This is a genomic window from Pseudomonas sp. RW409, from assembly GCF_003184125.1.
Taxonomy (GTDB): domain Bacteria; phylum Pseudomonadota; class Gammaproteobacteria; order Pseudomonadales; family Pseudomonadaceae; genus Aquipseudomonas; species Aquipseudomonas chlororaphis_I.
In genome coordinates this window covers 169,748-188,912 of sequence record NZ_QHHP01000041.1, presented here as the reverse complement: position 1 = coordinate 188,912, position 19,165 = coordinate 169,748, and the positions used below count along the sequence as shown (strand labels likewise).

The 19,165-nt window shown below is 62.3% G+C and carries 16 protein-coding genes and 1 riboswitch; of the genes, 15 read left to right on the top strand and 1 reads right to left on the bottom strand.

Annotated features, from left to right (window positions below):
* The first annotated feature begins 771 nt into the window (after positions 1 to 771).
* From DK261_RS21345 to astE, 13 genes are all read left to right on the top strand, one after another.
* Positions 772 to 1,548 (top strand): ABC transporter substrate-binding protein, encoded by a 777-nt coding sequence (locus DK261_RS21345; protein WP_009050329.1) that lies wholly within the window; start codon positions 772 to 774, stop codon positions 1,546 to 1,548.
* A 91-nt stretch (positions 1,549 to 1,639) separates the two neighbouring features.
* A complete protein-coding gene (locus DK261_RS21340; RefSeq protein WP_110176283.1) occupies positions 1,640 to 2,329 on the top strand; it encodes an ABC transporter permease in 690 nt (229 codons plus the stop codon).
* The gene (locus DK261_RS21335; protein ID WP_009050328.1) at positions 2,326 to 3,024 is read left to right on the top strand and encodes an ABC transporter permease; all 699 of its coding nucleotides are present in this window, start codon (positions 2,326 to 2,328) and stop codon (positions 3,022 to 3,024) included. Before DK261_RS21340 ends, DK261_RS21335 begins: the two co-directional genes overlap by 4 nt.
* Position 3,025: 1 nt before the next feature.
* Positions 3,026 to 4,138: a succinylglutamate desuccinylase/aspartoacylase family protein gene (locus DK261_RS21330; protein WP_041984608.1), complete on the top strand. Its 1,113-nt coding sequence runs from the start codon at positions 3,026 to 3,028 to the stop codon at positions 4,136 to 4,138.
* A 23-nt stretch (positions 4,139 to 4,161) separates the two neighbouring features.
* A complete protein-coding gene (locus DK261_RS21325) occupies positions 4,162 to 4,926 on the top strand; it encodes an ABC transporter ATP-binding protein (RefSeq protein WP_009045161.1) in 765 nt (254 codons plus the stop codon).
* A 114-nt stretch (positions 4,927 to 5,040) separates the two neighbouring features.
* Positions 5,041 to 6,021 (top strand): transcriptional regulator ArgR, encoded by a 981-nt coding sequence (gene argR / locus DK261_RS21320; RefSeq protein WP_009045160.1) that lies wholly within the window; start codon positions 5,041 to 5,043, stop codon positions 6,019 to 6,021.
* Between the two features lie 326 nt (positions 6,022 to 6,347).
* Positions 6,348 to 7,568, top strand: a complete 1,221-nt coding sequence (locus DK261_RS21315; RefSeq protein ID WP_009050325.1) for an aspartate aminotransferase family protein — start codon at positions 6,348 to 6,350, stop codon at positions 7,566 to 7,568.
* Positions 7,569 to 7,701: 133 nt separating this feature from the next.
* Positions 7,702 to 8,721, top strand: coding sequence for an arginine/ornithine succinyltransferase subunit alpha (gene aruF / locus DK261_RS21310; protein WP_007921551.1), 1,020 nt, complete (start codon positions 7,702 to 7,704; stop codon positions 8,719 to 8,721).
* A gap of 54 nt (positions 8,722 to 8,775) precedes the next feature.
* The gene (gene astA / locus DK261_RS21305; protein ID WP_007921553.1) at positions 8,776 to 9,801 is read left to right on the top strand and encodes an arginine N-succinyltransferase; all 1,026 of its coding nucleotides are present in this window, start codon (positions 8,776 to 8,778) and stop codon (positions 9,799 to 9,801) included.
* The gene (astD, locus tag DK261_RS21300) at positions 9,798 to 11,267 is read left to right on the top strand and encodes a succinylglutamate-semialdehyde dehydrogenase (RefSeq protein ID WP_177411733.1); all 1,470 of its coding nucleotides are present in this window, start codon (positions 9,798 to 9,800) and stop codon (positions 11,265 to 11,267) included. Before astA ends, astD begins: the two co-directional genes overlap by 4 nt.
* A 203-nt stretch (positions 11,268 to 11,470) precedes the next feature.
* Positions 11,471 to 12,817 carry an N-succinylarginine dihydrolase gene (gene astB / locus DK261_RS21295; RefSeq protein WP_009050322.1) on the top strand — a complete coding sequence of 449 codons (1,347 nt, stop codon included), beginning with the start codon at positions 11,471 to 11,473 and terminating at the stop codon, positions 12,815 to 12,817.
* 63 nt (positions 12,818 to 12,880) lie between these two features.
* Positions 12,881 to 13,168, top strand: a complete 288-nt coding sequence (locus DK261_RS21290; RefSeq protein WP_007921560.1) for a hypothetical protein — start codon at positions 12,881 to 12,883, stop codon at positions 13,166 to 13,168.
* A 13-nt stretch (positions 13,169 to 13,181) separates the two neighbouring features.
* On the top strand, positions 13,182 to 14,192 hold the full coding sequence (gene astE, locus DK261_RS21285; RefSeq protein ID WP_009050321.1) for a succinylglutamate desuccinylase: 1,011 nt from the start codon (positions 13,182 to 13,184) through the stop codon (positions 14,190 to 14,192).
* A 174-nt stretch (positions 14,193 to 14,366) separates the two neighbouring features.
* Here astE and DK261_RS21280 read toward each other — a convergent pair whose 3' ends face one another.
* The gene (locus tag DK261_RS21280) at positions 14,367 to 14,873 is read right to left on the bottom strand and encodes a 6,7-dimethyl-8-ribityllumazine synthase (protein WP_007921563.1); all 507 of its coding nucleotides are present in this window, start codon (positions 14,871 to 14,873) and stop codon (positions 14,367 to 14,369) included.
* Positions 14,874 to 14,995: 122 nt separating this feature from the next.
* Positions 14,996 to 15,167: riboswitch (FMN riboswitch) on the bottom strand.
* A 210-nt stretch (positions 15,168 to 15,377) separates the two neighbouring features.
* Between DK261_RS21280 and ltaE the strand changes: the two genes are divergently transcribed.
* Both ltaE and alaS read left to right on the top strand, forming a co-directional pair.
* Positions 15,378 to 16,382: a low-specificity L-threonine aldolase gene (gene ltaE, locus DK261_RS21275; RefSeq protein ID WP_009050320.1), complete on the top strand. Its 1,005-nt coding sequence runs from the start codon at positions 15,378 to 15,380 to the stop codon at positions 16,380 to 16,382.
* 146 nt (positions 16,383 to 16,528) lie between these two features.
* Entirely contained in the window at positions 16,529 to 19,153 is a 2,625-nt protein-coding gene (gene alaS, locus DK261_RS21270) for an alanine--tRNA ligase (RefSeq protein ID WP_038634319.1), read from the top strand.
* Positions 19,154 to 19,165 lie beyond the last annotated feature (12 nt).

The following is a 19,165-nucleotide window of genomic DNA, read 5'->3' as shown; positions in this document are numbered from 1 at the left end:
GAAAAGCCCTCCCAAAAAGGAAGGAAAGTATTAATATCGTGCATAAGAACGCCGGTTTTTTAGATGTGTTTGCTCGCACGAACATCATCAATCAAATCGGCGTTCTTGTTTCTGTGTTTCCCGGAATTCCGTGAAGAACCTTTTTTATGGGTGTTACTGCCGCCTCCTGTAGCCGCTGCCGCAGGCTGCGATCGGCTCCGCAGGAGACGCGCTCTTGAAGGCCCTGAAAGGCCCTTCGGGCCATATCGCAGCCTGCGGCAGCGGCTACAGGCAGCGGCTTTTCGATCGAATAAATATCGGTATGTCCATCAGGCGTATCTGAATGTTACCGGCAGCAGGGAATGTGTAACCCGCTGCCCGGATTCGGGGCAATGAGAAACGCCAGGCCCCGTTTCAGGGCCTTTTCGGGGCCTGTAAAAAATAAGTCATAACGCTGCGCTTGCCGGAATAGAAGGCTTTGCGAATAATAGGCCCGCAATTTGCAGCGTAGATAGGTTTATCGTCTTTTGCTCTTGCATAAACTTGAAGAGCTGTCAATGTGCTCGACCTGATTTCTCAGTGCTTCTGTAATTTGTTGTCGCATTGAGGAAATATCGGCTTCGGGCCTGTCGTTAGAATGCCGATCACTCGCTCGTCGTAGCCTGCCGGAAACCCGCATGGGGTTCATGGCCAGGTCCTCAAGGACGCAGCACCGCTATCAGGTTCCACCCATTCGCATATTGGGCTGTCGCTCACTCTGCCGTTTTCGCCCTTTACCGATGGAGTCCTAAGATGAAGAAACTCGTGCTTCTTGGCGCCCTGGCACTGTCCTCCGTACTTTCCCTGCCGACATTCGCCGATGAAAAGCCTCTGAAAATTGGTATCGAAGCGGCTTACCCTCCATTCGCCTCCAAGGCTCCGGACGGCAGCATCGTTGGTTTCGACTACGACATCGGCAATGCCTTGTGCGAAGAAATGAAGGTCAAGTGCGTGTGGGTCGAGCAGGAGTTCGACGGCCTGATCCCTGCACTCAAGGTGCGCAAGATCGATGCGATCCTGTCGTCCATGTCGATCACCGACGACCGCAAGAAGTCCGTGGACTTCACCGGCAAGTACTACAACACCCCTGCGCGCCTGGTCATGAAGGCCGGCACCCAGGTCAGCGACGGCCTGGCCGAGCTCAAGGGCAAGAACATCGGCGTGCAGCGCGGTTCGATCCACGAGCGTTTCGCCCGTGAAGTGCTGGCTCCGCTGGGTGCCGAGATCAAGCCATACGGCTCGCAGAACGAGATCTACCTGGACGTCGCGGCCGGTCGCCTCGATGGCACCGTGGCGGACGCTACCCTGTTGAACGACGGCTTCCTGAAAACCGACGCCGGCAAAGGCTTCGCGTTCGTCGGCCCGGCGTTCACCGACACCAAATACTTCGGCGACGGCGTGGGTATCGCTGTACGCAAGGGCGATGCGCTGAAAGACAAGATCACCGGTGCGATCGCTGCCATTCGCGAGAACGGCAAGTACAAGCAAATCCAGGACAAGTACTTCGATTTCGACATTTACGGCCAGTAAATCGTCGAGTCAGCAAGTCCGAGATGGCGCAAGCAGCAGAATCTCTGAAGTTTGCGCCATTTTTTCATCCCAATTTTCGAGGACCTGAATCATGTTGAAAGGCTACGGGGCTGTCATCCTCGATGGCGCTTGGCTGACGCTTCAGCTTGCCTTGTCGTCCATGGCCCTGGCCATCGTTCTGGGTCTGATCGGGGTCGCGCTGCGCCTCTCGCCGGTGCGCTGGCTGGCGTGGCTGGGCGATCTGTATTCCACGGTGATCCGCGGGATTCCCGACCTGGTGCTGATCCTGCTGATCTTCTACGGCGGCCAGGACCTGCTCAACCGGGTCGCGCCCATGCTGGGTTACGACGACTACATCGACCTGAGCCCGCTGGCCGCCGGTATCGGCACCCTGGGCTTCATCTTCGGTGCCTACCTGTCGGAAACCTTCCGCGGGGCCTTCATGGCGATCCCCAAGGGGCAGGCGGAAGCAGGCATGGCCTACGGCATGAACAGCTTCCAGGTGTTCTTCCGGGTGCTGGTGCCGCAGATGATCCGTCTGGCGATTCCAGGCTTCACCAACAACTGGCTGGTACTGACCAAGGCCACCGCGCTGATTTCGGTCGTGGGCCTGCAAGACATGATGTTCAAGGCCAAGCAGGCGGCTGACGCCACCCGCGAGCCTTTCACCTTCTTCCTCGCGGTGGCGGCGATGTACCTGGTGATCACCAGTGTCTCGTTGCTGGCATTGCGTCACCTTGAGAAGCGCTACTCGGTAGGCGTAAGGGCGGCTGATCTATGATCTTCGACTACAACGTCATCTATGAGGCCTTGCCGCTGTATTTTAGCGGCCTGCTGACCACCCTGAAACTCTTGGCCCTGTCGCTGTTCTTCGGTCTGCTGGTGGCGCTGCCCCTGGGGCTGATGCGGGTGTCCAAGCAGCCGATCGTCAACCTCAGCGCCTGGCTCTACACCTATGTGATCCGCGGCACGCCGATGCTGGTGCAGCTGTTCCTGATCTACTACGGCCTGGCGCAGTTCGATGTGGTACGCAAAAGCTTCCTCTGGCCATGGCTGTCCAGCGCGACCTTCTGTGCCTGCCTGGCGTTCGCCATCAACACCAGCGCCTACACCGCGGAAATCATCGCCGGCAGCCTCAAGGCCACGCCGAACGGTGAGATCGAGGCGGCCAAGGCCATGGGCATGTCGCGCTACAAGATGTATGCCCGCATCCTGCTGCCGTCGGCCCTGCGCCGGGCGCTGCCGCAGTACAGCAACGAAGTGATCATGATGTTGCAGACCACCAGTCTGGCTTCCATCGTGACCCTGATCGACATCACCGGTGCGGCTCGTACGGTCAACGCGCAGTACTACCTGCCGTTCGAGGCCTACATCACCGCCGGCGTGTTCTACCTGTGCCTGACCTTTATCCTGGTGCGCCTGTTCAAGCTGGCCGAAGGCCGCTGGCTGCGCTACCTGGCGCCGCGGAAGCACTGATATGGAACGCATTGACCACGCATTGCCGTGGAGCCACCTGGGCAGCGAGCGGCAGGTCTCGGTGTTCCGTTTCGGTCGCGGCGAGCGCAAGGCCTATATCCAGGCCAGCCTGCATGCGGACGAACTGCCTGGGATGCGCACCGCCTGGGAGCTGAAAAAGCGCCTGGCCGAACTGGAAGCCCAGGGCGCGCTGAATGGCGTGATCGAACTGGTGCCGGTGGCCAACCCGATGGGGCTGGGGCAACTGTTGCAGGGCAATCATCAGGGGCGGTTCGAGGCTGGCAGCGGCAAGAACTTCAACCGCGATTTCGTCGAGCTGAGTGCGCCGGTCGCGGCCCGTCTGGATGGATGCCTGGGGGATGACCCGCACGCCAATATCCAGATGATTCGCCAGGCCATGAGCGATGTGCTGGCCGAACTGCCGGCGCCATCGAGCCAGCTGCAAGGCATGCAGCGCACCCTCCTGAGCCACGCCTGCACCGCGGACGTGGTGCTGGACCTGCACTGCGATACGGAAGCGGCGCTGCATATGTACGCCTTGCCGCAGCATTGGCCGCAATGGCGTTCCCTGGCGGCTCATCTGAATGTGCGGGTCGGCCTGCTGGCGGAAGACTCCGGCGGCAGCTCGTTCGACGAAGCCTGTTCGCTGCCCTGGCTGCGCCTGGCGCGCCAGTTCCCGCAGGCACAGATTCCGCTGGCCTGCCTGGCGACCACCCTTGAGCTGGGCGGTCAGGCCGACACCGGTCGCCCGCAAGCCGAGGCGCATGCCGAAGGCATCCTGGCGTTCCTCGCCGAGCAGGGACTGATTGCGGGCGAGTGGCCGGCGGCGCAGCATGAAGCGTGCGAAGCCATGCCTTTCGAAGGCACCGAATTGTTGTTTGCGCCGCATCCCGGCGTGGTGAGTTTTCTGCGTCCGGCCGGTAGCTGGGTGGAGAAGGGCGAGCCGATTTTTGAAGTGATTGATCCCTTATCCGATCGGGTCAGCACCCTGTGTGCTGGCACCAGCGGCGTGTTGTTCGCCGTTGAGCGGCTGCGTTACGCCCAACCCGGTTTCTGGCTGGCCAAGGTGGCGGGGCGCGAAGCGCTGCGGCACGGGCGCTTGCTCAACGACTGACTGCTTTTGTGAGAACCGACAGCATGTACAAACTTGAAGTCCAAGACCTGCATAAACGCTATGGCAGTCACGAAGTGCTCAAGGGCGTGTCCCTGAAAGCGGCGGCTGGCGATGTGATCAGCATCATCGGCTCCAGTGGCTCCGGCAAATCCACCTTCCTGCGCTGCATCAACCTGCTGGAGCAGCCGCACGCCGGCAAGATCCTGCTGAACAACGAAGAGTTGAAGCTGGTGGCGAACAAGGATGGAGCGCTGAAGGCGGCGGATCCAAAACAGCTGCAACGCATGCGTTCGCGCCTGTCGATGGTGTTCCAGCACTTCAACCTGTGGTCGCACATGACCGCCATCGAAAACATCATGGAAGCGCCGGTGCATGTGCTCGGCGTACCCAAGGCCGAAGCCCGTGCAAAGGCCGAGCACTACCTGGCCAAGGTCGGCGTGGCGCATCGCAAGGATGCCTACCCGGGCCATATGTCCGGTGGCGAGCAGCAGCGCGTGGCGATCGCCCGTGCGCTGGCGATGGAGCCTGAGGTCATGCTGTTCGACGAACCGACTTCGGCGCTCGACCCCGAGCTGGTGGGCGACGTGCTGAAAGTGATGCAGGCCCTGGCCCAGGAAGGCCGGACCATGGTGGTGGTGACCCACGAAATGGGCTTTGCCCGTGAAGTCTCGAACCAGCTGATATTCCTGCACAAGGGCCTGGTGGAAGAAAGCGGCAACCCGCGCGAAGTGCTGGTCAATCCGCAATCGGAACGTTTGCAACAATTCCTCTCGGGCAGCCTGAAGTAAATCACTCCCGTAACGCACCAAATTAGGTCATGCTGCGCACCGCGCGCCAGATGGTCTAATTTGGTTGCAGCCGCCTTTGGCCTCTAACACTGTTTTCGTTTCGGATTGCCCGCCATGACTGCCCATCGAATTGGTTTCCTGATTTGGCCCAGCACTAAAGCCTTGACGCTGGCGCTGGCCGAGGAGGCCTTGCGTGTCGCTCAGCGCGTGCATCCGGAAGTGGTCTACGAACTGGCCTTCCTGCAGGCCGAGGCGCCGGCCGACGGCGCCTGGCAACTGCCGGGCGAACCTTGGTCGGGCAAGCTCGAAGGCTGCCAGAAACTGTTCCTGCTGGCCGATGAGCCGCCTGCCACCCTGGCGCCGGCCCTGAGCAGCGCGCTCAAGCAACTGGTGCGCGCCGGCTGTGTGATCGGTGGTTTGTCTGCCGGTGTGTATCCCTTGGCGCAGCTGGGTTTGCTCGACGGTTATCGGGCCGCGGTGCACTGGCGCTGGCAGGACGATTTCGCCGAGCGCTTCCCCAAGGTCATCGCCACCAGTCATCTGTTCGATTGGGATCGCGATCGCCTGACAGCCTGTGGCGGAATGTCGGTGCTGGATCTGTTGCTGGCGGTGCTGGCCCGTGACCACGGCGCGGAATTGGCCGGCGCGGTCTCGGAAGAGCTGGTGGTCGAGCGTATCCGCGAAGGTGGCGAGCGCCAGCGCATTCCGTTGCAGAACCGCCTGGGTTCCAGCCACCCGAAGCTGACCCAGGCGGTACTGCTGATGGAGGCCAATATCGAGGAGCCGCTGACCACCGACGAGATCGCCCAGCATGTGTGCGTCTCGCGTCGGCAGCTGGAGCGGATCTTCAAGCAATACCTCAATCGCGTGCCGAGCCAGTATTACCTGGAGCTGCGCCTGAACAAGGCGCGGCAGATGCTGATGCAGACCAGCAAGTCGATCATCCAGATCGGCCTGTCCTGCGGTTTCTCCTCGGGCCCGCATTTCTCCAGTGCCTACCGCAATTTCTTCGGCGCCACGCCGCGGGAAGACCGCAACCAGCGTCGCAGCAGTAGTCCGTTCGAGCTGTCTTCGGTGCCTTCCGAGCGCGGTTGATTCGCCTCTTCGTTTTGTCTGTCAGATTTTTATCGCGAGCAAGCTTCGCTCCTACACAAGAATGCGTTCCGTGTTGGAGCGAAGCTTGCTCGCGATGGCGTCGTCACGCCAGGCGCAAATCGTTGGACAATCCTGCCGTTAAAGCCTCCAGCAGTTTAAACTGCGCCTTTGCGACGCTATTTGTCGCATTGCCGTAAACCCGCGTAAAACCGGGGTTGGCGCTATAAGAAGTTGTCGCTTGGCGACAAGGCCGGGCAGAAAACTGTCCTTACAATCCCCCCATCGCTCGCCAGTTTCAGGCAGGCGTTCCTCTTCAGGAGACTCCGATGTCCGTTGAGCAAGCTCCGGTGCAACGCGCCGATTTCGATCAGGTCATGGTTCCCAACTATGCACCTGCAGCTTTCATTCCTGTGCGTGGCGCGGGTTCCCGAGTCTGGGATCAGTCGGGCCGAGAGCTGATCGACTTTGCCGGCGGGATCGCGGTCAACGTACTGGGCCACGCCCATCCGGCGCTGGTCGCTGCTCTGACCGAGCAAGCCAACAAGTTGTGGCATGTATCCAACGTCTTCACCAACGAGCCGGCCCTGCGCCTGGCCCACAAGCTGGTCGACGCCACCTTTGCCGAGCGCGCGTTCTTCTGCAACTCCGGCGCCGAAGCCAACGAGGCCGCCTTCAAGCTGGCCCGTCGTGTCGCTTTCGACCGTTTTGGCGCGGAAAAATACGAAATCATCGCGGCCCTCAACAGCTTCCACGGTCGCACCCTGTTCACCGTGAACGTGGGTGGCCAGTCGAAGTACTCCGACGGCTTCGGTCCTAAAATCACCGGTATCACCCACGTTCCCTACAACGATCTGGCGGCATTGAAAGCGGCGATTTCGGACAAGACCTGCGCGGTGGTACTGGAGCCGATCCAGGGCGAAGGCGGTGTGTTGCCAGCCGAGAAGGCTTACCTGCAAGGCGCCCGCGAGCTGTGCGACGCGCACAACGCGCTGCTGGTGTTCGACGAAGTGCAGACCGGCATGGGCCGCAGCGGCGAGCTGTTCGCCTATATGCACTACGGCGTGACCCCGGACATCCTGACCAGCGCCAAGAGCCTGGGCGGCGGTTTCCCGATCGCCGCGATGCTGACCACCGAAGCGCTGGCCAAGCACCTGGTGGTCGGTACCCACGGCACCACCTACGGCGGCAACCCGCTGGCCTGTGCGGTGGCCGGCGCGGTGATCGACGTGATCAATACGCCCGAGGTGCTGAACGGCGTGAAGGCCAAGCACGATCGCTTCAAGACCCGTCTGCAGCAGATCGGCGAGAAGTACGGCCTGTTCACCGAAGTGCGTGGCCTGGGCCTGCTGCTCGGTTGCGTGCTCAGCGATGCCTGGAAAGGCAAGGCCAAGGACGTGTTCAACGCCGCTGAAAAAGAAAACCTGATGATCCTCCAGGCCGGTCCGGACGTGGTGCGTTTCGCCCCGAGCCTGGTGGTCGAAGAGGCGGACATCGAAGAAGGCCTGCAGCGCTTCGAACGTGCGGTAGCCAAGCTGACCCAGGCCTGATTCGGGCCGCGGTACTCCTCGGCGCTTGTCCTCAGGGCCAGCGTCGAGCCCCATTTTCGGTGCCGGGCTGTCCCGGCATTTTTTTCCCTGAGTCGGCCTCCTGGCCGGCCTGTTTCGAGTAAGGAGTGACACCATGCTGGTGATGCGCCCCGCGCAAATGGCTGATCTGGGCGAGGTACAGCGTCTGGCTGCGGACAGCCCGATTGGTGTCACTTCCTTGCCGGATGACGTGGAACGCCTGAGCGACAAGATCGCGGCAAGCGAGGCTTCGTTCGCCGCCGAGGTGAGCTTCAATGGCGAGGAGAGCTACTTCTTCGTCCTCGAGGACACCGAAACCGGCAAGCTGGTCGGTTGCTCGGCCATCGTTGCTTCGGCCGGTTACTCCGAGCCGTTCTACAGCTTCCGTAACGAGACCTTCGTGCATGCCTCCCGCGAGCTGAAGATCCACAACAAGATCCACGTGCTTTCCCAGTGCCATGACCTGACCGGCAACAGCCTGCTGACCAGCTTCTATGTGGTCCCGGAACTGGTGGGGTCGCCATGGTCGGAACTCAATTCCCGCGGTCGCCTGCTGTTCGTCGCCAGCCACCCGGAGCGGTTCGCCGATTCGGTGGTGACCGAGATCGTCGGCTACAGCGACGAGAACGGCGACTCGCCGTTCTGGGACGCCATCGGCCGTAACTTCTTCGACCTCAACTACGCCGCCGCCGAGCGTCTGTGCGGGCTGAAAAGCCGCACCTTCCTCGCCGAGCTGATGCCGCACTACCCGATCTATGTGCCGCTGCTGCCGGATGCCGCGCAGGAAGCCATGGGCCAGGTGCATCCGCGGGCGCAGATCACCTTTGACATCCTGATGCGCGAAGGCTTCGAGACCGATCATTACATCGACATCTTCGACGGTGGCCCGACCCTGCACGCCCGGGTCTCGGGGATCCGTTCGATCGCCCAGAGCCGCGTGGTGCCGGTGAAGATCGGTGAGGTCGCCAAGGGCGGCGGACGCCAGTACCTGGTCGCCAATGCGCAGTTGCAGGATTACCGCGCGGTGATGCTGGAGCTGGATTACGCGCCGGGCAAACCGGTGACCCTGGATCTGCAAGCGGCCGAAGCCCTGGGCGTCGGCGAAGGTGCCAGCGTGCGCCTGGTGGCGGTTTAACGCCTTAAGCGAGTTTCGCGGGGGCCGTCAGCGGCGCCCGTCTGAGGAGATAGCATGATCGTTCGTCCCGTACGCAGCAGCGACTTACCCGCTCTGATCGACCTGGCCCGCAGCACCGGCACCGGCCTTACCACCTTGCCGGCCAACGAAGAGCGTCTGAAACACCGCGTGGGCTGGGCGGAAAAGACCTTCCGTGGCGAAGCCGAGCGGGGCGATGCGGATTACCTGTTCGTGCTTGAGGACGACAACGGCCGCGTGGTGGGGATTTCCGCGATTGCCGGCGCGGTCGGCCTGCGCGAGCCCTGGTACAACTTCCGGGTCGGCCTGACCGTCAGCGCCTCCCAGGAGCTGAACATCTACCGCGAGATTCCGACGCTGTTCCTGGCCAACGACCTGACCGGCAATTCCGAGCTGTGCTCGCTGTTCCTGCACGCCGATTACCGCACCGGCCTCAACGGCCGCATGCTGGCCAAGGCGCGCATGCTGTTCATCGCCGAATTCCCGCAGCTGTTCGGCAACAAGATCATCGCCGAGATGCGCGGCATGTCCGATGAAGCCGGGCGCTCGCCATTCTGGGAAAGCCTGGGCCGGCACTTTTTCAAGATGGAATTCAGCCAGGCCGACTACCTGACCGGCGTGGGCAACAAGGCGTTCATCGCCGAGCTGATGCCGAAGTTCCCGCTGTACACCTGCTTCCTCTCCGAGGGCGCGCGCAACGTGATCGGCAAGGTGCACACCGATACCGAGCCGGCGCTGGCGATGCTCAAGAGCGAGGGCTTCAGCTACCAGGGTTACGTCGACATCTTCGACGCCGGCCCGGCGGTGGAGTGTGAAACCGCCAAGATCCGCGCGGTGCGCGACAGCCAGGCGCTGGTGCTGGCCATCGGCACGCCGGGCGACGACGCCACGCCTTTCCTGATTCACAACCGCAAGCGAGAGGACTGCCGGATCACCGCTGCTCCCGCGCGCTTTGCGTCGGGCACCCTGGTGGTTGATGCGCTGACCGCCAAACGCCTGCAACTCAATGCGGGCGATCAGGTCCGTGCCGTTGCGCTGTCTGCTTCCCGGGAGTCGAAATAATGAACACGCTGTACATCGCAGGCCAGTGGCTGCCAGGCCAGGGCGAAGCCTTTGAGTCGTTGAATCCGGTGACCCAGCAGGTGCTGTGGTCGGGCAACGGCGCCACCGTCGCCCAGGTTGAAAGTGCGGTGCAGGCCGCGCGCCAGGCATTCCCAGCCTGGGCCAGGCGTTCGCTGGACGAGCGGATCGCCGTGCTGGAAGCCTTTGCTGCCAGCCTGAAAAGCCATGCCGACGAACTCGCCCGCTGCATCGGTGAGGAAACCGGCAAGCCGCTGTGGGAAGCCGCCACCGAAGTGACCAGCATGGTCAACAAGATCGCGATCTCGGTGCAGAGCTACCGTGAACGTACCGGCGAGAAGAGCGGCCCGCTGGGCGACGCCACTGCGGTACTGCGGCACAAGCCCCACGGCGTGGTGGCGGTGTTCGGCCCTTACAACTTCCCCGGCCATCTGCCTAACGGTCATATCGTTCCTGCCCTGCTGGCGGGTAATAGCGTGCTGTTCAAGCCCAGCGAACTGACCCCGAAAGTCGCCGAGCTGACGGTCAAATGCTGGATCGAAGCCGGCCTGCCGGCGGGTGTGTTGAACCTGCTGCAAGGCGCGCGGGAAACCGGCATCGCCCTGGCCGCCAACCCGGGTATCGACGGTCTGTTCTTCACCGGCTCCAGCCGCACCGGCAATCACCTGCACCAACAGTTCGCCGGCCGTCCGGACAAGATCCTCGCGCTGGAGATGGGCGGTAACAACCCGCTGGTGGTGGATCAGGTCGCGGACCTGGACGCGGCGGTCTACACCATCATTCAGTCGGCCTTCATTTCCGCCGGCCAGCGTTGCACCTGCGCGCGCCGCCTGCTGGTGCCGCAAGGTGCCTGGGGCGATCAGTTGCTGGAGCGCCTGGTGGCGGTCAGCTCGACCATCGAGATCGGTGCCTTCGACCAGCAGCCGGCGCCGTTCATGGGCTCGGTGATTTCCCTTGGCGCTGCCCGTGCGTTGATGCAGGCCCAGGAAAACCTGTTGGCCAATGGCGCCGTGGCGTTGCTGGAAATGACCCAGCCGCAGGATCAGGCCGCACTGCTGACCCCGGGCATTCTCGACGTGACCGCCGTGGCCGAGCGCCCGGACGAAGAACTGTTCGGGCCCTTGCTGCAAGTGATTCGCTACGCCGATTTCGAAGCAGCGATCGCCGAGGCCAACGACACCCAATACGGTCTGGCAGCGGGCCTGCTGTCGGATTCCGAGGCGCGTTACCAGCAGTTCTGGCTGGAAAGCCGGGCCGGCATCGTCAACTGGAACAAGCAACTGACCGGTGCCGCGAGCAGCGCGCCGTTCGGCGGCGTGGGCGCCTCCGGTAACCATCGCGCCAGTGCCTATTACGCCGCGGATTACTGCGCGTACCCGGTGGCGTCGCTGGAAACCGCAAGCCTGACCTTGCCGAGCGCGCTGACGCCGGGTGTACGCCTGGTGTGATGGGTTGCGCTGCAGATTGCTGGAAGGTCCTGCGACCTTCGCAGCCTGCAAAGCGGCTACAGAGAGCGGCGGGGCGTCGGTGGTTGTGGTAACCCTGTAGCCGCTGCCGCAGGCTGCGATCGCCTGCGAAGCGGGCGCCGACGGCCTCAAGACATGTACTGATACCGATGCCTATAACAACAGATTCTCGTGGAGCCTCGCTGATGAAATCCTATGAAGTCAATTTCGACGGTCTAGTGGGGCCTACCCATAACTACGGCGGCCTGTCCTACGGCAACGTCGCGTCCCAGAGCAACAGCCAGCAGTCTTCCAACCCCAAGGAAGCCGCGCTGCAGGGCCTGGCGAAAATGAAAGCGCTGATGGAAATGGGTTTCCAGCAAGGCGTGCTGGCGCCACAGGAACGCCCGGACGTGGCCGCCCTGCGTCGCCTGGGGTTTTCCGGCAGCGATGCGCAGGTCATCGAACGCGCCGCCAAGGATGCGATGCCGCTGCTGGTCGCCAGTTGCTCGGCGTCGAGCATGTGGGTGGCCAACGCCGCCACGGTCAGCCCGAGCGCCGACACCGCTGACGGTCGCGTGCATTTCACCGCCGCCAACCTGAACTGCAAATATCACCGCAGCATCGAACACCCGACCACCAGTCGTGTACTGGGGGCGATGTTCGCCGACCAGCAGTACTTTGCCCATCACGCGGCGTTGCCGGCGGTGGCGCAGTTCGGCGATGAAGGCGCGGCCAACCACACCCGTTTCTGCCGCGACTATGGCCAGGCCGGTGTCGAGTTCTTCGTCTTCGGTCGCAGTGCCTTCGATACCCGCTACCCGGCACCGCAGAAGTACCCGGCGCGCCAGACCCTGGAAGCCTCGCAGGCCGTCGCCCGGCTGCACGGCCTGAGCGACGACGGGGTGGTGTATGCCCAGCAGAACCCGTCGGTGATCGACCAGGGCGTGTTCCATAACGATGTGATCGCGGTGGGTAACGGCGAAGTGCTGTTCTACCACGAGGACGCGTTCCTCGAGACCGACAAGATGCTTGCCGAGCTGCAGGCCAAGCTGGGCAAGCGCGGCGGCAACTTCCAGTCGATCTGCGTGCCGCGCTCGCAGGTCACGGTGGAAGACGCGGTGCGCTCCTACCTGTTCAACAGCCAGTTGCTGTCCCGCGCCGATGGCTCGATGCTGCTGATCGTGCCGGAAGAGTGCCGCGGCAACGAGCGTGTCTGGCAGTACCTGCAAGGCCTGACCAGCTCCGGCGGCCTGATCCGCGAGGTGAAAGTCTTCGACCTCAAGCAGAGCATGCAGAACGGCGGTGGCCCGGCGTGCCTGCGGCTTCGGGTCGCGCTCAATCAAACCGAGCTGGCGGCGGTCAACCCAGGGGTTATCATGACCGCGCCGTTGTACGGCACGCTGACCCAATGGGTCGACAAGCACTACCGCGACCGCCTGAGCGAAAACGATCTGGCGGACCCGCAATTGCTGCTTGAGTGCCGGACGGCACTGGATGAACTGACGCAAATCCTTAAACTGGGCGCGGTTTATCCATTCCAGATCAATTGAAAGCCCGCGCCTGAGTCCGCTGATCCAGGCGCGCCGCTTTACCTCCAGATGAGAGCGTAATAAATGAGCGATACCCTGCAACTGATCCTTGAAGACACCGACGGCACTCAACTGGAAACTTCCTGCACCCGCGTTGCCGTGATGTGGCAAGGCAAGGAACTGTGGATCCAGCAGGACGGCCGCGGCCAGCTGCTGATCGGCGTGGACGTCGAGGAAGGCGACGAAGAGTATGCCAACCTGCTGCTGCGTCCATTGGCGACTAATCTGGTAAGTCTGCAACTGGAAATGGAGCCGGCCGACGCTGGTGACGACGATCACGTGCATGGCCCTGACTGCCAGCACGACCATTAAGGAATAACGTTCTATGCTCGCCCTCGGCAAACTGCTTGAACTGACCCTCGCCGGTCGTGAACCGGCGGAGAAGACTCAACTGACTGTCGACGGCGTGCGGATGCGCTGGCTGAGCGAAGGTGCGCTGGAAGTCCGGCCACCCCAGGCGCGGGACAATGGCATGGACCTGCTGCTGTCCGCCGGCATCCACGGCAACGAGACGGCACCGATCGAGTTGCTCGACCGTCTGTTGCACGACATCGCTCGCGGCGACCTCAAGCCGTGCGCACGCATTCTGTTCCTGTTCGGCAACCCCGAGGCCATGCGCCACGGCGAGCGCTTCATCGAGCAGGACATCAACCGGCTGTTCAACGGCCGTCACGAACAAAGCAGTGGCAACGAAGCTTTGCGCGCCTGTGAGCTGGAGCGCCTGGCGGCGAGTTTCTTCAGCCTGCCGGACCGTACCCGCCTGCACTACGACCTGCACACGGCGATCCGCGGCTCGAAGATCGAACAGTTCGCCCTGTATCCGTGGAAGGAAGGTCGCCAGCACTCGCGCCGGGAACTGGCGCGCCTGCGGGCCGCGGGCATGGAGGCGGTGCTGCTGCAGAACAAGCCGTCCATCGTGTTCAGCTCCTATACCTACGACAAGCTGGACGCCGAGTCTTTCACCCTGGAACTGGGCAAGGCACGGCCGTTCGGGCAGAACCAGGGGGTGAATGTCGAGCGTCTGGAAACCCGTCTGAAGCAGATCATCGAAGGCCGCGAACCGCCCATGGCGGAGGAGAAGCTGGATGGCTTGCAGCTGTTCAGCGTCGCTCGGGAAATCATCAAGCACAGCGATACCTTCCACCTGCACCTGCCGGCGGATATCGAGAATTTCTCCGAACTGGAAGTGGGTTACCTGCTGGCCGACGACATCGCCCAGACCCGCTGGATAGTCGAGGAGGAGGGCGCGCGGATCATTTTCCCCAACCCCAAGGTGAAGAACGGTCTGCGTGCCGGGATCCTGATCGTGCCGACCACGGCTGACGGCCTGGCCTGAGCTGTAGCTGCTGCCGAAGGCTGCGATCGACCGCGTAGCGGACGCCGCTTTTGAGGTTAATTAGAAGGCCCTGCGGGCCTTATCGCAGCCTGCGGCGGCTACAAAAACATCGCGAGCCAGCCCGATCCCTGCAGGAACGAGCAGGCTCGCGATTTTGCTTTCAGCGTCTGACGCTTACACCGCTACCCGCTGCTCAGGGCGACGCAGGGCGCGAGTCTTGTGCAGGGTGTCGGCGCAGGTCTTCGCCGCTTCCTGGCCCTTATGCACGAAATGCTCGAAGAAGAATTTCTGATGTTCTTCGCCGGCGTGGAAGTGGTGCGGGGTCAAGACCACCGAGAATACCGGCACTTCGGTTTCCAGCTGGACCTGCATCAGGCCGCTGATCACCGACTGGGCGACGAACTCATGGCGGTAGATACCGCCGTCCACCACCAGGCCCGCGGCGACGATGCCGGCATACCGGCCGGACTTGGCCAGCAGCTTGGCGTGCAGTGGAATTTCAAAGGCGCCGCCGACTTCGAAGAAGTCGATATCGCTTTCCTGATAACCCTGGGCGAGCATTTCGCTGACGAAACCTTTGCGGCTCTGGTCGACGATTTCCTTGTGCCAGCAGGCCTGGATAAACGCCACGCGTTCGCCGTGATGCTGTTTGCTTTTGCTATCGATTGCGGTGGGTTGCATCTGTTCTGACTCCTGTTTGTGTGAAAAACAGGGCGTTATGAATCGAAAGGGATTTAAGGGTACGTACCGGCCAGGCGCACAAACAGTCGCGCGCAGGTCTGTGGACGGCCCTTTGGCGCCAATCCCGTTCTCTCTTCATCCGGACTATGACCGTCGGCCCCGGGATCACACCGGGTCTGCTGACCTTGCCGTCATTCGCCGCCGAAGCGGTGCCTGTCGCCAAGCGCTCGCGGGCTATGCGCATTGCGCGCAATTACCGCCGGTGGGGAATTACACCCCGCCCTGAGAACGTTGCCACCGGGCTTTGCGGCGGCGGTGAGTTTGTAACACATATTTTTCGGCAGTGCATTGCGGCTTTTGGATGATAAGCATCGGTTTTTCATCTCCATCGATGGGCTTTTCCTGGGCGGGCCTTGATAAATCGTGGTTGTGCCCGTAGTAATTCAGTTCGAAAGAATTTCTTTATCCCAGCGACGTCCGCGTCCCCTTGCCGAGGCCTGATTCATGAGCGTTATCGATCTTCGTAGTGACACCGTTACCCAGCCCACGGCGGGCATGCTGGAGGCAATGGCCACGGCGGCCACGGGCGATGATGTCTACGGCGAAGATCCGACGGTCAACCGCCTGGAGGCCGAACTGGCGCAGCGCCTCGGGTTCGCCGAGGCGTTGTTCGTGCCGACCGGTACCATGAGCAACCTGCTGGGCTTGATGGCCCATTGTGGGCGTGGCGACGAATACATCGTCGGCCAGCAGGCGCATACCTATAAGTACGAGGGCGGTGGGGCGGCGGTGCTGGGCTCGATCCAGCCCCAGCCGTTGGAAGTCCAGGCCGACGGCTCGCTGGACCTGGCCCAGGTCGCCGCGGCGATCAAGCCGGACGATTTCCACTTTGCCCGTACCCGCCTGCTGGCGCTGGAAAACACCATGCAGGGCAAGGTGCTGCCGTTGAGCTATCTGGCGCAGGCCCGGGCCTTTACCCGTGAGCATGGCCTGGCCCTGCACCTGGACGGCGCGCGCTTGTACAACGCGGCGGTTAAGCTGGGCGTCGATGCGCGGGAGATTACCCAACACTTCGACTCGGTCTCGGTGTGCCTGTCCAAGGGCCTGGGCGCGCCGGTGGGCTCGGTGCTGTGCGGTTCGGCGGAGCTGATCGGCAAGGCCCGACGCCTGCGCAAGATGGTCGGGGGCGGCATGCGCCAAGCCGGGATCCTGGCCGCGGCGGGCCTGTATGCGCTCGATCAGCATGTAACGCGCCTGGCCGACGACCATGCCAATGCCCGATTGCTGGCCGAGGGGCTGCGTGAGGCGGGCTATGAGGTCGAGCCGGTGCAAACCAACATGGTCTATGTGGCGATGGGGGACAGGGCAGAGGCCCTCAAGGCCTTCGCCGGCGAGCGCGGGATCAGGCTGAGCGCCGCGTCGCGGCTGCGGATGGTCACCCATATGGACGTCAGTCGTGCACAAATCGAGCAAGTCGTCGGGACTTTTATCGATTTTTCCCGCAACTGACAGTGTTAGCCGTCCAATTGACCGTCTCTATCGTATAAACACGCTGTACCCCAAGCTCAGGGCCGATATAATGCGGCCCTTTGCCGTCGTTTCGTCTGATGACGTTTCGCACAGGCCTTTGGCCGCAGTCTCCGTGGAAGAACCTAATGAAAAGCGCAGAAATCCGTGAAGCCTTCCTTCGCTTCTTCGAAGAGCAAGGCCACACCCGTGTAGCCTCCAGCTCTTTGATTCCGGGCAACGACCCAACCCTGCTGTTCACCAACGCGGGGATGAACCAGTTCAAGGACTGCTTCCTGGGCCAGGAAAAGCGCGCCTATACCCGCGCCGTAAGCAGCCAGAAATGCGTACGCGCCGGCGGCAAGCACAACGACCTGGAAAACGTCGGTTACACCGCCCGCCACCACACGTTCTTTGAAATGCTGGGCAACTTCAGCTTCGGCGATTACTTCAAGCGTGACGCCATCACCTTCGCCTGGACTTTCCTGACGTCCGACAAGTGGCTGAACCTGCCGAAAGAAAAGCTCTGGGTCACTGTCTACGCCAGCGATGACGAGGCCTATGACATCTGGACCAAGGAAGTCGGGGTTCCGGCCGAGCGCATGGTCCGTATCGGCGACAACAAGGGCGCGCCATACGCTTCCGACAACTTCTGGACCATGGGCGATACCGGCCCGTGCGGTCCTTGCACCGAGATTTTCTACGATCACGGCGCCGACATCTGGGGCGGCCCACCGGGCTCGCCGGAAGAGGACGGTGACCGTTACATCGAGATCTGGAACAACGTGTTCATGCAGTTCAACCGCACCGCCGATGGCGTGTTGCATCCGTTGCCAGCGCCGTCGGTGGACACCGGCATGGGCCTGGAGCGGATCAGTGCGGTACTGCAACACGTTCACTCGAACTATGAAATCGACCTGTTCCAGAGCCTGCTGAACGCGGCGGCCAAGGCCATCGGTTGCACCAACGACGCCCAGGCGTCGCTGAAAGTCGTGGCCGACCACATCCGTTCCTGCGGCTTCCTGATCGCCGACGGCGTGCTGCCTTCCAACGAAGGCCGCGGTTATGTCCTGCGTCGCATCATTCGCCGCGCTTGCCGTCACGGCAACAAGCTGGGCGCCAAGGGCAGCTTCTTCTATCAGATCGTGGCCGCGCTGGTCGCCGAAATGGGCGACGCCTTCCCGGAACTGAAATCCCAGCAGGCACACATTGAGCGCGTGCTGAAAGCCGAAGAAGAGCAGTTCGCCAAGACCCTGGAGCAGGGTCTGAAGATCCTCGAGCAGGACCTGGCCGAGCTCAAAGGCACCGTGGTACCGGGCGATGTGGTGTTCAAACTCTACGACACCTACGGTTTCCCGATGGACCTGACCGGCGACATCGCCCGAGAGCGCAGCCTGACCCTCGACGAGGAAGGTTTCGAGCGCGAGATGGAAGCCCAGCGTGTGCGTGCTCGTTCCGCAAGCTCCTTTGGCATGGACTACAACAGCCTGGTCAAGGTCGATGTGGCGACCGAGTTCACCGGTTATCACTCCACCAGCGGTGCGGCCAAGGTGGTGGCTCTTTATAAGGAAGGGCAATCGGTCGACGTGCTGAGCGAAGGTGAAGAGGGCGTCGTTGTTCTCGACCAGACGCCTTTCTACGCCGAATCGGGCGGCCAGATCGGCGACTGCGGTTACCTGCAAGCGGGCAGCGCGCGTTTCGACGTGCGTGATACCACCAAGACCGGCGGTGCTTTCCTGCATCACGGTGTATTGGCTAGCGGCAGCCTGACCGTTGGTGCTCCGGTGCAAACCCAGGTCGATGCCGAAGTGCGTCACGCCACGTCGCTGAACCACTCGGCCACCCACTTGCTGCACGCCGCTCTGCGCCAGGTACTGGGCGAGCATGTGCAGCAGAAGGGCTCGCTGGTCGACAGTCAGCGTCTGCGTTTCGACTTCAGCCACTTCGAAGCGATCAAGCCTGAGCAGATCAAGGCGCTGGAAGACATCGTCAACGCCGAGATTCGCAAGAATACTGCGGTGGAAACCGAAGAAACCGATATCGACACCGCCAAGCAGAAGGGCGCCATGGCGCTGTTCGGCGAGAAGTACGGCGACAGCGTGCGTGTACTGAGCATGGGCGGCGACTTCTCCGTTGAACTGTGTGGCGGTATCCACGCCAACCGTACCGGCGATATCGGCCTGCTGAAAATCATCAGCGAAGGCGGCGTGGCCTCGGGCGTACGTCGTATCGAAGCAGTCACCGGTGCCGCGGCACTGGCGTACCTGAACGCTGCGGAAGAGCAACTCAAGGAAGCGGCGACCCTGGTCAAGGGCAGCCGTGACAACCTGATCGACAAGCTGTCGGCCGTGCTGGAGCGCAATCGCCTGCTGGAGAAACAACTCGAGCAGCTACAGGCCAAGGCCGCTAGTGCCGCTGGCGACGACCTGTCGGCGCAGGCGCTGGATGTCAAAGGCGCGAAAGTGCTGGCGGCGCGCCTGGACGGTCAGGACGGCAAGGCGCTGTTGGCGCTGGTCGATCAGTTGAAAAACAAACTCGGTCGCGCAGTGATCCTGCTCGGCAGTGTCCATGAGGAAAAGGTCGTACTGGTTGCGGGCGTAACCAAGGATCTGACTGGCCAACTCAAAGCCGGTGATTTGATGAAGCAAGCCGCTGCGGCAGTGGGCGGGAAGGGCGGTGGTCGTCCGGACATGGCGCAGGGCGGTGGCGTCGATGCCGCTGCGCTGGATGCCGCGCTGGCCCTGACCGTTCCGTTTGTCGAGCAGGGGATTTAAGGTTCCAAGCCG

Excerpts from the sequence above, each read along its gene's own strand:
- DK261_RS21280 (WP_007921563.1), bottom strand. The coding sequence starts at position 14,873 with ATGCAACCCACCGCAATCGATAGCAAAAGCAAACAGCATCACGGCGAA.
- astE (WP_009050321.1), top strand. The coding sequence starts at position 13,182 with ATGCTCGCCCTCGGCAAACTGCTTGAACTGACCCTCGCCGGTCGTGAA.
- DK261_RS21345 (WP_009050329.1), top strand. The coding sequence starts at position 772 with ATGAAGAAACTCGTGCTTCTTGGCGCCCTGGCACTGTCCTCCGTACTT.
- DK261_RS21335 (WP_009050328.1), top strand. The coding sequence starts at position 2,326 with ATGATCTTCGACTACAACGTCATCTATGAGGCCTTGCCGCTGTATTTT.
- DK261_RS21340 (WP_110176283.1), top strand. The coding sequence starts at position 1,640 with ATGTTGAAAGGCTACGGGGCTGTCATCCTCGATGGCGCTTGGCTGACG.
- DK261_RS21325 (WP_009045161.1), top strand. The coding sequence starts at position 4,162 with ATGTACAAACTTGAAGTCCAAGACCTGCATAAACGCTATGGCAGTCAC.
- DK261_RS21290 (WP_007921560.1), top strand. The coding sequence starts at position 12,881 with ATGAGCGATACCCTGCAACTGATCCTTGAAGACACCGACGGCACTCAA.
- DK261_RS21330 (WP_041984608.1), top strand. The coding sequence starts at position 3,026 with ATGGAACGCATTGACCACGCATTGCCGTGGAGCCACCTGGGCAGCGAG.
- DK261_RS21315 (WP_009050325.1), top strand. The coding sequence starts at position 6,348 with ATGTCCGTTGAGCAAGCTCCGGTGCAACGCGCCGATTTCGATCAGGTC.
- astB (WP_009050322.1), top strand. The coding sequence starts at position 11,471 with ATGAAATCCTATGAAGTCAATTTCGACGGTCTAGTGGGGCCTACCCAT.
- argR (WP_009045160.1), top strand. The coding sequence starts at position 5,041 with ATGACTGCCCATCGAATTGGTTTCCTGATTTGGCCCAGCACTAAAGCC.
- ltaE (WP_009050320.1), top strand. The coding sequence starts at position 15,378 with ATGAGCGTTATCGATCTTCGTAGTGACACCGTTACCCAGCCCACGGCG.
- aruF (WP_007921551.1), top strand. The coding sequence starts at position 7,702 with ATGCTGGTGATGCGCCCCGCGCAAATGGCTGATCTGGGCGAGGTACAG.
- alaS (WP_038634319.1), top strand. The coding sequence starts at position 16,529 with ATGAAAAGCGCAGAAATCCGTGAAGCCTTCCTTCGCTTCTTCGAAGAG.
- astA (WP_007921553.1), top strand. The coding sequence starts at position 8,776 with ATGATCGTTCGTCCCGTACGCAGCAGCGACTTACCCGCTCTGATCGAC.